Source organism: Agromyces sp. NBRC 114283 (assembly GCF_030268405.1).
Classification (GTDB): domain Bacteria; phylum Actinomycetota; class Actinomycetes; order Actinomycetales; family Microbacteriaceae; genus Agromyces; species Agromyces mediolanus.
Map to the genome: position 1 here is coordinate 315,910 of NZ_BSQP01000001.1, position 12,681 is coordinate 328,590.

14 protein-coding genes are annotated in these 12,681 nt (G+C 66.8%); 10 read left to right on the forward strand and 4 right to left on the reverse strand.

Annotated features, from left to right (window positions below):
• The first annotated feature begins 279 nt into the window (after positions 1-279).
• Both cmtR and QSJ60_RS01480 read left to right on the forward strand, forming a co-directional pair.
• A complete protein-coding gene (gene cmtR, locus QSJ60_RS01475) occupies positions 280-657 on the forward strand; it encodes a Cd(II)/Pb(II)-sensing metalloregulatory transcriptional regulator CmtR (protein ID WP_285462278.1) in 378 nt (125 codons plus the stop codon).
• Positions 658-661: 4 nt separating this feature from the next.
• Positions 662-2,773: a heavy metal translocating P-type ATPase gene (locus QSJ60_RS01480; RefSeq protein ID WP_502871374.1), complete on the forward strand. Its 2,112-nt coding sequence runs from the start codon at positions 662-664 to the stop codon at positions 2,771-2,773.
• A gap of 90 nt (positions 2,774-2,863) precedes the next feature.
• Here the strand turns inward: QSJ60_RS01480 and QSJ60_RS01485 are convergent, their stop codons facing one another.
• Positions 2,864-3,319 carry a hypothetical protein gene (locus QSJ60_RS01485; RefSeq protein WP_285462279.1) on the reverse strand — a complete coding sequence of 152 codons (456 nt, stop codon included), beginning with the start codon at positions 3,317-3,319 and terminating at the stop codon, positions 2,864-2,866.
• A gap of 286 nt (positions 3,320-3,605) precedes the next feature.
• Here QSJ60_RS01485 and QSJ60_RS01490 point away from each other — a divergent pair, with 286 nt between their 5' ends.
• Genes QSJ60_RS01490 through QSJ60_RS01520 form a run of 7 tightly spaced genes read left to right on the forward strand, consistent with a single transcriptional unit; the run spans position 3,606 to position 10,281 of the window.
• Positions 3,606-4,061 carry a TlpA family protein disulfide reductase gene (locus QSJ60_RS01490; protein ID WP_251203951.1) on the forward strand — a complete coding sequence of 152 codons (456 nt, stop codon included), beginning with the start codon at positions 3,606-3,608 and terminating at the stop codon, positions 4,059-4,061.
• Positions 4,061-4,822 (forward strand): cytochrome c biogenesis CcdA family protein, encoded by a 762-nt coding sequence (locus QSJ60_RS01495; protein ID WP_251203950.1) that lies wholly within the window; start codon positions 4,061-4,063, stop codon positions 4,820-4,822. The genes QSJ60_RS01490 and QSJ60_RS01495 overlap by 1 nt, the downstream gene beginning before the upstream one ends.
• A gap of 7 nt (positions 4,823-4,829) precedes the next feature.
• Positions 4,830-6,497 (forward strand): cytochrome c biogenesis protein ResB, encoded by a 1,668-nt coding sequence (gene resB / locus QSJ60_RS01500; RefSeq protein WP_251203949.1) that lies wholly within the window; start codon positions 4,830-4,832, stop codon positions 6,495-6,497.
• Positions 6,494-7,222 (forward strand): DsbA family protein, encoded by a 729-nt coding sequence (locus QSJ60_RS01505; RefSeq protein ID WP_285462280.1) that lies wholly within the window; start codon positions 6,494-6,496, stop codon positions 7,220-7,222. The genes resB and QSJ60_RS01505 overlap by 4 nt, the downstream gene beginning before the upstream one ends.
• Positions 7,194-8,780, forward strand: a complete 1,587-nt coding sequence (lnt, locus tag QSJ60_RS01510) for an apolipoprotein N-acyltransferase (protein ID WP_251203947.1) — start codon at positions 7,194-7,196, stop codon at positions 8,778-8,780. The genes QSJ60_RS01505 and lnt overlap by 29 nt, the downstream gene beginning before the upstream one ends.
• The gene (gene ccsB / locus QSJ60_RS01515; RefSeq protein WP_251203946.1) at positions 8,777-9,754 is read left to right on the forward strand and encodes a c-type cytochrome biogenesis protein CcsB; all 978 of its coding nucleotides are present in this window, start codon (positions 8,777-8,779) and stop codon (positions 9,752-9,754) included. The genes lnt and ccsB overlap by 4 nt, the downstream gene beginning before the upstream one ends.
• Positions 9,754-10,281: a signal peptidase II gene (locus QSJ60_RS01520; protein WP_251203945.1), complete on the forward strand. Its 528-nt coding sequence runs from the start codon at positions 9,754-9,756 to the stop codon at positions 10,279-10,281. The genes ccsB and QSJ60_RS01520 overlap by 1 nt, the downstream gene beginning before the upstream one ends.
• 5 nt (positions 10,282-10,286) lie before the next feature.
• On the opposite strand, the gene QSJ60_RS01525 is transcribed toward QSJ60_RS01520, so the two are convergent.
• The 3 genes from QSJ60_RS01525 to QSJ60_RS01535 are packed head-to-tail and all read right to left on the reverse strand — an operon-like array spanning position 10,287 to position 12,111.
• Complete coding sequence (locus QSJ60_RS01525; protein ID WP_251203944.1) at positions 10,287-11,198, reverse strand: cation diffusion facilitator family transporter; 912 nt, start codon at positions 11,196-11,198, stop codon at positions 10,287-10,289.
• Between the two features lie 19 nt (positions 11,199-11,217).
• The gene (locus tag QSJ60_RS01530; RefSeq protein ID WP_251203943.1) at positions 11,218-11,505 is read right to left on the reverse strand and encodes a hypothetical protein; all 288 of its coding nucleotides are present in this window, start codon (positions 11,503-11,505) and stop codon (positions 11,218-11,220) included.
• A gap of 57 nt (positions 11,506-11,562) precedes the next feature.
• On the reverse strand, positions 11,563-12,111 hold the full coding sequence (locus tag QSJ60_RS01535) for a hypothetical protein (protein ID WP_251203942.1): 549 nt from the start codon (positions 12,109-12,111) through the stop codon (positions 11,563-11,565).
• A gap of 205 nt (positions 12,112-12,316) precedes the next feature.
• Between QSJ60_RS01535 and QSJ60_RS01540 the strand changes: the two genes are divergently transcribed.
• Positions 12,317-12,643 (forward strand): hypothetical protein, encoded by a 327-nt coding sequence (locus tag QSJ60_RS01540; RefSeq protein WP_251203941.1) that lies wholly within the window; start codon positions 12,317-12,319, stop codon positions 12,641-12,643.
• Positions 12,644-12,681 lie beyond the last annotated feature (38 nt).

Sequence of the window (12,681 nt, forward strand, 5' to 3'; positions counted from 1 at the left end):
TTCCGCACCCTCATCTCATGGGTGCGGAACTCATGGGTGCGGAACCCGATGGCGTGCACGGCCTGCGCGGCCTCCATCGACGTCACGATTGGGGCCTAGGGCGCGCTCAACCCGTTTGGCTATTGGTCTGAGAGGCGGGGGACGAGTCACATCGACTGGGCGACTTCGCGGACCGGCTCCGGCCGGTTCCGCGAATGACGCGTCAAGACCCGCGGAAACAGGGACGAGCTAGCCCCTGACAGTGTCGAGATTAGTCAGTGAATGCTGTATGGTCATTGCGTGCTGACTATTGCGTCTCGACTTGATGTGCTCAACCGGCTTGGCCGGGCGATGGCCGATCCCACCCGGTCGCGGATCCTGCTTTCGCTGCTGGATGAACCCGGCTACCCGGCGGAGCTGGCCCGGCAGTTGGAGCTCACTCGCACGAACGTGTCGAACCATCTAGCCTGCCTTCGCGGCTGCGGGCTGGTAGTCGCCACGCCTGAGGGGCGACAGACGCGGTACGAGATCGCTGACCCTCATCTGACCCGAGCGATTGGCGAGCTCGTGAAGACTGTGCTCGCCGTCGACGATGGTGAGCCCTGCACGGACGAGTACTGCGACGTACCCCTCTGCTGCGGCCCGGGGCTGAGGAGCTCACCGCCGGGACAGGCGTGACGGCATGAGCGAGGAGTGCTGCGGCCCAGACGTGCCGCGCGAGCCCAAGATCCGCCGACTTGAGCTGAGGGCCCGGCCCGTCGAAACTGACGCGTGCTGCCCGCCCGAGCCGGCCGAGACCAGCCGCCCGTCCCTCGCGCTACGAGCCCCCGTCGATGACGGGGACGCATGCTGCGGCCCAGGCCCCGCCTCCCAGCGGGAGGCGTCTGAGGCCACCGAACACGAAGTGCGCCCACCCTGGTGGCGCGACGTGGCGCTGCTTCCCTCAGCGATCTCCGGCATCACGCTCGCCATGGGATACACGCTCGAGTGGTCCGGGCTCGGTGTTCCCGCGCTGGTGTTCCAGTGGGTCGCGCTCATCGCCGGCGCCTACACGTTCGTTCCTGGAGCTGTTCGCCGTCTCGTGCGTGGCCGGCTCGGAGTTGGCCTGCTCATGACCATTGCCGCGGTCGGTGCCGTCGCGCTCGGTCATGTCGGAGAGGCCGCGGCGCTGGCGTTCCTGTTCTCGCTCGCCGAAGCGCTCGAGGACCGGGCCATGGATCGCGCGAAGGAAGGACTGCGCGCGCTCCTCTCGTTGATTCCCGACACGGTCCGGGTCTCGCGGCTAAGCGGAGACGTCACCATCCCCGCTGCCGACGTCCGTGAACTCGACCTCCTGGTCGTCGGTGCAGGCGAGCGGGTCGGCACGGACGGTGTCGTGGTGGATGGGCGCTCAAGCGTCGATACCTCGGCTGTCACCGGTGAGTCGATCCCTGTCGCTGTAGGACCTGGTGACGCGGTGCCCGCAGGGTCGATCAACGGCTCCGGCACTCTGCGGATCGAAGCCACCGCGGACGGCCGCGACAACTCGTTGACCCAGATCGTCGCCCTCGTCGAACAGGCTCATGCCCGGAAGGGTGAGCGAGCTCGTCTCGCGGACCGCATCGCCCGCCCGCTCGTCCCCATCGTGCTCATCGTCGCGGCCCTCGTCGCGGTGTTCGGTTTCGTGGTCGGCGACCCGTCGACGTGGCTCGAACGGGCGTTGGTGGTCCTCGTCGCCGCATCACCGTGCGCGCTTGCCATCGCCGTGCCGGTGACCGTCATCAGCGCTATCGGCTCGGCCTCAAAGCTCGGTGTCATCATCAAGTCCGGTGAAGCGTTCGAGCAGCTCGGCACCATCCGCCAGATCGCCCTGGACAAGACCGGCACGCTCACCCGCAACGAACCTCGGGTCGTCGACGTCCGCAGCAGCCCGGATGTCGGACGTGAGCGGGTACTCGAGCTCGCGGCCGCTGTCGAGGTCGGTAGCACGCATCCGCTCGCTGCTGCCATCCTCGCCGCGGCACCCGCCCGCCCGGCCGCCACCGGCGTCGTTGAAGACGCCGGGCACGGCCTAACCGGCCTGGTCGACGGTGCTGAGGTCCGCGTCGGCAACACCCGCTGGCTCAGCCCTGGCGTCCTCGCGGGCGACGCCGAGACCCTCGCAGCAGAGGGGATGACGGTTGTCGTAGTCCAGGTGGACGGGGAAGTCGTTGGCCTCATCGGCATCCGGGACGAACTCCGACCCGAAGCTGCCGAGACTGTGCGGATGCTGACCGATCAGGGCATCCGCCCCGTCATGCTCACCGGCGACAACACCCGAACCGCTCAGGCGTTGGCCGCGCAAGCCGGCATCACCGAGGTCCGCGCTGAACAGCTGCCGGCCGACAAGGCGACCGCGGTCACCCAGATGCTCACCGATGCGCCCACCGCGATGGTCGGTGACGGCATCAACGACGCCCCGGCGCTTGCAACAGCTACGGTCGGCATCGCGATGGGCGTCACCGGTTCCGCGGCGGCGGTTGAATCGGCTGACGTCGCGTTCACCGGGCAGGACCTGAGGCTGCTGCCGATGGCGTTCGCTCACGCCCGCCGTGGTCGACGCATCATGACGTGGAACATCGGCCTCGCCCTCGCGATCATCATCGGGCTCTTCCCGCTCGCCCTGTTCGGGGTACTCGGGTTGGCTGGTGTCGTCTTGGTGCACGAGATCGCGGAAGTCGTCGTCATCCTGAACGGCGTCCGCGCGGCTCGGCGGCCGGCACGGGCGAAGACGGCCGAGCTTCTTTCGGGAACTCCTGAACCCGCTCGGGTCTGAGCTGGCCACCGCGAACGAGGTCAGTTCCTCCCAGCATCCGTCTGTTATCTTGGCCGGGACCTCCCCGACAAATGAGGAACTGTGAACGCATCAACCCGATTGCTGACGCGGCTGCGTCACGCTCTCATCGCGTTGGTGATCGTTTTCGGCGCCAGTCTTGCGCTGCTGTTCTGTCACACGGCGGAGGCGGCCGAGCCGACGTCTGGGCCTGCTGCTCTCGCGCAGGTCTCCATCCCAACCATCGAGGTCGGTGACGCCGCGGCTGCCGAAACGCGAGTCGCTCCCGGCGAACGTTCGGCCCCGGACGTCTTGGCGCTCTGCGTCGGTCTGGCCTGCCTCGTCGCGTTGTTCGTAGTTGCGCTGGTCACGCGTGCACTCCCGCAGCTCGCGCTCCTCCTCCCAAGCTCCGAGCGTATGACGCTGCGTCCAGTTGGCCGTCGTCGCCCCATCCCCCTCGCGCTGAACCAGATCTGCATCAGCCGAACGTAGGCCGTACTCCGAATCGGCCTGCCGTCGCCAGGTGAGTTGCGACGGATAGGGCGCCACGTGCCATCCCATCGCCGAGGCACCCCCTCGCGAACTCCCTCCCCGCGATACACCGCGCGAGCTTGCAGTCTCGCGTCCATTCGGAGACCACATGCGTTTCATGTCGCGACGACCCGCTTCGTCGCAGTCCGCTGTCCATCCCGTTGCGCCGGCCTGGCGCAGAGCGGTAGCCGCCGCGATCACTACACTCGCCGCCACGAGCCTCGCCCTCGCAGGCTGCTCGGCCGCGTCGTCAACGTCCGGAGACTCCGCCGGCACGACATACGAGTCCGGCGATTTCAGGGTCGTGGAGATCCCGCCGGACAAGCGCGGCGAACCGGTGTCGTTCGAATCGACCACGGAGCGAGGTGCGCCCGTTTCCAGCACCGACTACCGGGATCGGGTGTACGTCGTGAACTTCTGGTACGCGGCGTGCGGGCCATGCATCGTCGAAGCGCCCTTCCTCGAAGAGGTGTGGCAGGAGTATCAGAACGACGACGTCGGCTTCCTCGGCGTCAACATCTACGACCAGCCGGCGACCGCGATCTCCTTCGCGGAGGAGAACGGCGTCACCTATCCCAGCGTCATCGACGTGAACGACGGCACCGTCAAACTCGCATTCGCCGCGGTGACTCCGATCCAAGCGACACCGACCACCCTGGTGATGGACCGCAGTGGACGCGTCGCAGCGCGGGTGATCGGGCAGCTGCAGTCGGCATCCATCCTCGCCTCACTTGTCGACACCGTCCTCGCGGAGAGCTGATGAACCCGTCGTTGCTGATCTTCGATGGGGCACTCTGGCTCGCCGCCCTCGTCGCATTGCTTGCCGGGCTGCTGTCGTTCGTCTCACCGTGTGTGCTCCCCCTCGTGCCCGGCTACTTCGGGTACCTCGGGAGCTCCCTCGGGGTCCGCGCCGACACTCGCCCGGACAGCAAATCGGGGCGGGAGCGGAACCGACTCCTGCTGGGTGTGTTGCTCTTCATCGGCGGGTTCACCCTGGTGTTCATCGCGGTCACCGTCGTCGGCGGAGTCCTCGGCCGCTTCTTCCTCGAGTACTCGAACGTCATCACCCGGTTCCTCGGCGTGATCGTGATCCTGCTGGGTCTGGCGTTTATCGGCGCGTTCCGCCCCATGCAGCGAGTGTTCCGGTGGCGGGCACCGGAACGCGTGGGCCTGATCGGGGCGCCGCTTCTCGGTATCGCCCTGGGCGTCGGGTGGACTCCGTGCATCGGCCCGACGCTCGCTGCGATCATGTCCGTCTCCTGGAACCTCGGCGACCCCGTTCGCGCTGGCCTGCTGGGCTTGGCGTACTCACTCGGTCTCGGCATCCCGTTCATACTGCTCGCCCTCGGCCTCGGATGGGCGAGCCGGTCCCTCGGCTTCCTTCGCCGGCACATCCGGGTCATCAACGTCGCCGGAGGGATCCTACTCATGCTCCTCGGTGCGCTCATGGTCAGCGGCGCTTGGACGGCACTGATGTCCTCCCTCCAGGGGGTGATGCTCCGTGTCACGCTCCCCCTCTGAACCCACCATGACCGATCCGGCACGTCCCGGGGATCACGTCGACGCGACCCCCTCTACCACCCCCGCGGCATTCGGCTGGCGTGGGTGGCTCCGGTGGGGCTGGCGGCAACTGACCAGCATGCGCACCGCATTGCTGCTGCTGGTGTTGTTGGCAACGGCTGCCGTTCCCGGCTCGATCTTCCCGCAACGTTCCGCCGACCCGAACGGGGTCGCCGCCTACTTCCGCAACAACCCGGGCATCGCGCCGGTCCTTGACGGGCTGCAGATGTTCGACCTCTACAGTTCAGCGTGGTTCTCCGCGATCTACCTCCTGCTGTTTCTGTCGCTGATCGGGTGCGTGATTCCCCGAATCCGGCACCACGCTCGTGCGCTGCGGTCCCGCCCGCCACGTACCCCACGAAACCTGGGGCGACTCGACCAGCACCTCGTCGACGAACACGAGTTCACCGAGCCCGCAGCAGCTCGGGACGCCGCGGACCGATCCATCGACGCCGCCGAACGAGTCCTCAAGGACCGCGGGTACCGGGTTGAGCGGTACTCCACCGCGGGTTCCGACTCCGTCTCAGCCGAACGCGGCTATTTACGAGAGACCGGGAATCTGGTCTTCCACGTGGCTCTGGTCGGTGTGCTCGTGGCCGTGCTCGTCGGCAGCGGAAACGCCTACACCGGGCAACGAGTGATCGTCGAAGGCACCTCCTTTGTAAACACGCTGAGTGACTACTCGTCCTTCTCACCCGGTCGTTTCGTCGACGACGGCGAGCTCGCCCCGTACTCGCTCACCCTGGACCGCTTCGATGTGACGTACGAGGCGCCCGGCACACCAGCGGCCGGGCAAGCCGGAAACTTCGCTGCCCAGCTCATGGTGCGCGACACGCCCACGGCGGAACCTCGGACGGCGACCGTGCGCGTCAACGCCCCCATCGACGTCCGTGGCGACCGCATCTATCTCCTGGGGAACGGGTACGCCCCCACGATCACGGTCCGCGGTGCCGACGGCACCGTCATCTACCGGGAGATGCAGCCGTTCCTGCCGCAGGACTCGATGATGACCTCACTCGGCACCATCAAGATCCCGGACGGGCTCCCCGAACAGGTCGGACTGGTCGGCTTCCTCTACCCCACCCAGGATGCGCTCGCCTCCGGGGCCTACACGTCCGTGTACCCCGCTCTGGTGAACCCAGTCGTGACGTTCAACGTTTTCGCCGGCGACCTCGGAATCGACGACGGCACGCCCCGCTCGGTGTACAGCCTGGACACCTCGGGCATGACACAACTCACCGGCGGGGACAGCGGGGCGGCGTCCATCGAGCTCCGGCCCGGGGAGACCGCCGACCTGCCGAACGGGTGGGGCACCGTCACCTTCGAGGACATGAAAGTCGAAGGCGCCCCCGAATCCGTGCTGCGCTTCGCCTCGCTACAGGTTCAACGAGACGCCGGCGCCACCTGGGTACTCGGGTTTGCGGTACTGGCAACGTTGGGCCTCATCACCGCGCTCCTAGTCCCCCGCCGCCGCATCTGGGTGAAGTGCAGCCTCGTCGAACCCACCACCGTGCGCACCGAGTTCGCGGCGCTCGCACGAGGTGAGGACCCAAGCCTGGGCCGTGCACTGTCCGACATCCAATCCCGCCACCACGCAGCCCTCACCTCCCAGACCCCAACCCAAGGAGCATCATGAACACCTCAAAATCCAAGCGCCCCTCGCCCGCAACTCAACCTCGCCGACGGATGACGCCGTTGAAGATCGGGATCATCACGGCAGCGGTCGCTATCGTGCTGCTGCTTGTCGCACTCATCGTGGGGATCGCCGCGCAGCCACGCACTTCCTCGGATGGGCCCACGTCAACGACGCCCGCAGCAGCCGACGGCGAACTGCCGGGCACCCGCTCCAACACCCACGTGCTCGATGAGGTCGGTCCGGACGCACCAACGCTCGTCGAGTACCTCGACTTCGAGTGCGAGGCCTGCGGCGCGTTCTACCCGTACATCGAACAGATTCGGACGCAGTACGACGGGAAGCTGAACTACGCCTTCCGATACTTCCCGCTTCCTGGACACTTCAACTCGATGAACGCTGCCATCGCCGTCGAGGCCGCCGCCCAGCAGGGCCGGGTTGAGGACATGTACAACAAGCTCTTCCAGACCCAGACCGAGTGGAGCGAGCAGCAAGAGTCCAGGGCGGACACGTTCCGCGGGTACGCCGAAGCGCTCGGCCTGGACATGAGCGCGTACGACGCCGCGGTCGCCGACCCGGCAACACAGGCTCGTGTGCAGCAGGACGTTGACGAGGGACGCTCGCTGCAGGTCAGCGGCACGCCCACGTTCTACCTCGATGGCGAGTTGCTCGAGCTGTCCAAGTACACCGACCTCACTGATGCTCTCGACCGCGCCATCGCAGACTGAGGCCCGCCCCCAGCAGCGACGACCGCCGGCACCAGTTCTCAACCTCGCTCCGGCCGTCGCCGCTTCCACGGTGGGTGGGTTCCTGCTCGATGTCGCGTTCCCGTCGGTGGGTTGGTGGCCGGTTGTCTTCCTCAGCGTGCCGCTCGCGCTGGTCGCGCTGATTGGACGCACCGTTTCGGGTGCCGCCCTGGTCGGCTTCAGCTACGGTGCGGCGTTCTCGTTCGCGCACCTGGTTTGGATCGGCGAGTTTCTCGGCCCCCTGCCATGGGTCGCCTTGGCGGTGCTGCAGTCCGCTCTCGTCGCGTTCGGTGCGGTGCTGATCACGTTGACGTACCGGTGGCTGCCGGAACTGGCACCCGGCCGGGTCGGCCAGCTGCTGCTCACACCGGTGGTCGTCGCGGCGATCTGGACTGGGCGGGAACTGCTCGCCGGGGCGTGGCCGTATTCCGGCTTCCCTTGGGCGCGACTCGGGATGACCCAGGTGGAGAGCCCATTGGCGGAACTCGTCTCCTGGACTGGGGTGACCGGTCTCAGCTTCGTCCTCGTCTGGGCTGGCGCGGTCATCATTGAGGGCTTCCGCCACGCTCCTCCCGTTCGTCTTGCGATGCTCGGTGGTCTGACCGCGGTGTTGACGCTGATCGCGCTCGTCCCGCAGTTCCCGACGGTCACGGCGGGAACGTTCCGCATCGGGTGGGTCCAGGGCGACGGGCCAGCGGGGTACTTCGATGCGCGTCGCCCTGGCGACATCTTCACCGCGCAGGAAGAGGCGACTGAACCACTGCTCGGCACCCGGATGGACCTGCTCGTCTGGCCTGAGGGCAGCGTCGACGGCGACGCCGTGAACGACCCGGCGGTTGCCTCACGGCTCGACCGTCTCGCGACGCAGACCGGCGCCCCACTCCTGGTGAACGGCGCGACTGCCCGCGACGGGCGCACCTTCAACACGACCCTTCTCTGGGGGGACGGAAACGACGCCGGCCCGCAACTGCATGACAAGGTCAACCCGGTCCCGTTCGGTGAGTACGTTCCGGATCGCTGGTTCTACGAGCTTCTGGTCCCGAACCTCACCGAACTCATCCAGCGTGAGTACTCGCCCGGAAACAACCCGCCCCTCGTCGACGTCGGAGGCACACCGCTCGGGCTCGCGATCTGCTTCGACGTCATCTACGACGACGTCATTCGAGCGGGAGCTGTTGGCGGCGCGCAGGCGTACGTCTTCCAAACGAACAACGCGGACTTCCGCGGCACCGACGAGAACTTGCAACAACTCGCGTTCGCACGAATGCGGGCAATCGAGACCGGCCGAGCGGTCGTGAATGTATCGACGGTTGGCACCAGCCAGGCCATCGGCCCCGACGGATCGGTCCTCGACACGCTGCCAGCCGACGAACCCGGTGCGCGGGTCACGACCGTTCCGCTTCGAACCGGAGTCACCGCCGGCACGATCCTCGCCCCGTGGGCGGAATGGACCATCGGGGTGGCCGGCATCTTCGTGCTCGGGTTCGCCGGGCTGGTGCGCGCACGCAAACGCAACGAGAACAGGAGAACAACCGGATGAACACCCCAACGCTGGATTCGGCGTCGTTGCTGGCCGTATGGACAGCCATCGCCCTCTACGTCCTCGCGTTCACGGCCTACAGCATCGATCTGGCCCGCCGGGCCGGTGCGTCGCAGCCGCGCACGGCGGAACTTGTCGGCGCCCGGGCAGGTGGCGGGGATCGGCCAGTCTCTCAGTTGGACGAACCGGACCCGTTGCGACTCCCGCCGCAGCTGCGCCCGCGGGCGTTCTGGGCACGTCTGGGCACGGCATTCACTGCGCTCGGCCTGCTCTTCCATCTCGCCGGCACGGTGACACGCGGGGTGGCCGCGGCTCGAGTGCCGTGGTCGAACATGTACGAGTTCGCGCTCACTGGCACGACGTTGGTGATCGCGGTGTACCTGGTGGTGCTTCGTCGATACGACCTTCGCTTCCTCGGCTCGTTCATCGTCGGCATGGTGGCGCTTCTCCTTGGCGGGGCAACGCTCGCGTTCTACGTCGACGTGGTGCCGCTGATGGATCCGCTGAAGAGCATCTGGCTGGTCATCCACGTCTTCGTCGCCTCCCTGGCGACGGCACTGTTTGCCATCGCGTGCGGGCTCTCGGTGACCCAGCTGATCCAGGCACGGCGTGAACGGACGAGCATCCGGCCGTCCGACGCTCGACCCGGTGCGTTCCCTTCCGCTGACACCCTGGAAGCGTTGGCGTACCGATTCGCCATCGTCGGGTTCATCTTCTGGACGTTCACGCTGATCGCCGGTGCGATCTGGGCGAACGAATCGTGGGGCCGCTATTGGGGGTTCGACACGAAGGAGGTCTGGACGTTCGTGATCTGGGTCCTGTACGCCGGCTACATCCACGCTCGTGCCACCCGAGGTTGGCGTGGAACGCGGTCGGCGTGGCTGTCGATCATCGGTTTCGCCGCGGTGCTGTTCAACTTCACCATCGTCAACCTCTTCTTCAAGGGTTTGCACGCCTACTCGGGTCTCAGCTGATGAGCGACCAGGTCCTGACCGGACAGACCCGCCGGTGGTCGCGACGACGGGCGTTCCTCGTCACGGCACTCATCGGCCTCGCCATGGCACTCGTGGATCAGACCAGCAAACTCCTCGCGCTTGGCACGCTCTCCGAAGGTGAGCGGATCCCGCTCATTGGTGACGTGTTCGGCCTGCAGCTGGCGTTCAACCCCGGCACCGTCATGTCATTCGGCGCCGGGTCCACATGGGTGTTCACGACGATCAGCGCTCTGGCAACCATCGGGCTCGGCGTCGCCGCGACCCGGGTTCCGTCGCTTCCGTGGGCGGTTGCGGTCGGCCTGATCTGGGGCGGCGCGATGGGCAACCTCTGGGATCGCCTCGCGGCGCCGCCCGGCTTCGGGGTCGGCCACGTCACTGACTTCCTCGCGTACGGCGACCTGTTCATCGGCAACCTCGCTGACGTCGCACTGGGGGTCGGCGTCGCGCTCTCGTTCCTGCTCCGGCTCCTCGCCCGCCGAGACTCCCGGGTCCCAACACCGCAGTGAGTGGGTCACTCGTGCGGGTGCGCCTCCGTGGCTTGGTGGGCGACCGGCTCGAGTTGAAACGTGGAATGCTCCACGTTCACATCGAAGTGCTCGGCAACGCATTGTTGCAGGTCACCAAGAATCGCCGGAGCGTGCCCGTCGCGGAAGCACTCCGGTTGAACCACAACGTGAGCACTCAACACCGGAAGGCCCGTCGCGATCTGCGAGGCGTGCAGGTCGTGTACGGCGACCACATGTTCCATACCCAGGATGTGCGCACGCACTTGGCCCAGATCGAGCCCTTTCGGCGTGGACTCGAGGAGGACGCTGACGGACTCCTTCAAGAGAATGAGGGTCCGCGGGATGATCAGGGCGCTGATGAGCATTGCTGCGACGGCGTCGATCTGCACCCAGCCGGTGGTCGCGATGACGATGGCGCTGACGATGACGGCCACCGACCCAAGCGCATCGTTGATCACCTCGAGGAACGCGGCCCGCATGTTCAGGCTCGCTGAACGTCCGGACGTCAGCACCAGGATGGACGCGATGTTGCCGACCAGGCCCACGATGCCGAACACGAGCAGACCCGTCGAGGAGACATCCGGTGGCTCGAACAGCCGTTTGACGCCTTCGATGAACGCGTAGATCCCGACGGCGAGGAGCACTGACGCTTGCGCCAGCGCGGCAAGCACCTCCGCCCGTTTGAACCCCCAGGTGTGCCGCGGGGTCGGCGGTTTCAGCATCCATGAGGCCGCGATCAACGCCATCAGCAGTCCGGACGCGTCGGTCAGCATATGACCGGCGTCGACAAGGAGCGCCAGGCTTCCGGTCCAGATGGCACCGATGACTTCTGCAACCAGGATCGTCGCGGTGATCGAGAACGCGATGGCGAGTCGTGTGCGGTTGTTGGATACCGCGTGGTCGTGTTCGTGGGACATAGTGAGCCTTCTTCGCCGTTCAATCGAGCCGGTTGCGCCGGATCATCCGGAAGAACGCAATCCCGATACCCAGGAACACCACTCCGAAGACGCCGGCGAGAACAACCAGGCGAATGGTGGCGGCCTGTGCGCGCTGCTCATGGTCCGGCGCTGGCGAGCTTGGCGTGTCGACTTCGATGACCGAGGAGGCTGGTATCACAGCCGATTCGCCCGGGGCAGCTTGCGCTGGCAGCGGGGCGGCGAGGGACAGTCCGATGCAGAGCGTGAGGATCGGGAGGACGCGTCGGCGCCCGGTGTGGATAGGCATGGTGTTGGTTTCGTCGTGGCCGGCATTCGCCGGCGGAGGTGAACGGGGTCGTGTGCGCTACAGCGCGAACACGACGACCGGCGGGCCCCGACGACGAACCGATGCACCCAACCACCGAACCCGGAGCGGGCGGGGGACGCACTCAATGACCTGCCTGGTATCGGGCGTGAGGACCCGCGGCAGCCTGCACCATGCTCTGTGGGCGAGACGCCTAACCGCCGCGGCGATGACCGCCGTCAGGTGGTTCCCGAACCCCAGATAAGCGGCGGTGACAACAGACGCGACCACATGCGGGACCCAGAGGGCGGCGGCAACGGTGAACTGGTTACCTTCGACGATGAACGACGCCCCGCACACCCCCTCTCCGACGCGGAAGAACGCGTGGAAGACGAGCTGGCTGGCGACGACTCCAAGCAATGCCCGGGAGATCGTGAAGCTCCGACCGCGGAACACTCCGTACGCTGCTGCGGAGAACGCCACAGACAACGCGAACCCCACGAGCGTCGGCGCAGCCCCCACCAGGACCAGGTTCGCGAAAGCCATCATGCAGGCAGCCGTGACGGCGACGAGTGCACTCTCGCCGATCCGCCGGTGCATGCCGCCCATGCCGACTCCGCTCTCTTCCCCTCATCTAACCACCGGTGACCTGCTGATCGCGGTGAACGACAACTGCTCAGGATCGGCAGAATGTCGTCTGCTATCTTGACGGTGTTCCCGTCCAGTTGCGAGGTCCCCCTTGGCTACGCCCCCACGATCCCACGCGCGCCTGCGCAGGGTCCTGGTTGCTGCGCTGCTCATTTTGGGGACCTGCGTGGGATTGCTCCTGGCGCACTCGTCGGACTGGCAGCATTCGGGATCCGCGACCGCCAGCGTGACCTCCGCTGATCACGGTGTCGTCGACGAACCGGCGGTCTCTGCGAATCCGGCCGATCTGCTCGCGGGGTACGACTCACTCGCGCTGTGCTTGTCCATCGGGATCGGCTGCGTGATCGCGTTGCTGATTGCCGGTCTCACGTTCCGGCGAAGCCCGGTACTCGCGCGCGGCCCGTCCCCTCAACGCACGTCACCGGTGCGCGGAAGCACCCGGTTCACCGCGCTTTCGATCTCTCTCGACACCCTCTGCGTTAGCCGGGTATAGGACCCGGCGGACTCCGCCACCGACGCCGGCCTCGGACC

Bases quoted from the DNA above. Each gene is read 5' to 3' on its own strand.
- QSJ60_RS01480 (WP_502871374.1), top strand. From the start codon at position 662: ATGAGCGAGGAGTGCTGCGGCCCAGACGTGCCGCGCGAGCCCAAGATC.
- QSJ60_RS01495 (WP_251203950.1), top strand. From the start codon at position 4,061: ATGAACCCGTCGTTGCTGATCTTCGATGGGGCACTCTGGCTCGCCGCC.
- resB (WP_251203949.1), top strand. From the start codon at position 4,830: ATGACCGATCCGGCACGTCCCGGGGATCACGTCGACGCGACCCCCTCT.
- QSJ60_RS01505 (WP_285462280.1), top strand. From the start codon at position 6,494: ATGAACACCTCAAAATCCAAGCGCCCCTCGCCCGCAACTCAACCTCGC.
- lnt (WP_251203947.1), top strand. From the start codon at position 7,194: ATGCTCTCGACCGCGCCATCGCAGACTGAGGCCCGCCCCCAGCAGCGA.
- ccsB (WP_251203946.1), top strand. From the start codon at position 8,777: ATGAACACCCCAACGCTGGATTCGGCGTCGTTGCTGGCCGTATGGACA.
- QSJ60_RS01520 (WP_251203945.1), top strand. From the start codon at position 9,754: ATGAGCGACCAGGTCCTGACCGGACAGACCCGCCGGTGGTCGCGACGA.
- QSJ60_RS01525 (WP_251203944.1), bottom strand. From the start codon at position 11,198: ATGTCCCACGAACACGACCACGCGGTATCCAACAACCGCACACGACTC.
- QSJ60_RS01530 (WP_251203943.1), bottom strand. From the start codon at position 11,505: ATGCCTATCCACACCGGGCGCCGACGCGTCCTCCCGATCCTCACGCTC.
- QSJ60_RS01535 (WP_251203942.1), bottom strand. From the start codon at position 12,111: ATGGGCGGCATGCACCGGCGGATCGGCGAGAGTGCACTCGTCGCCGTC.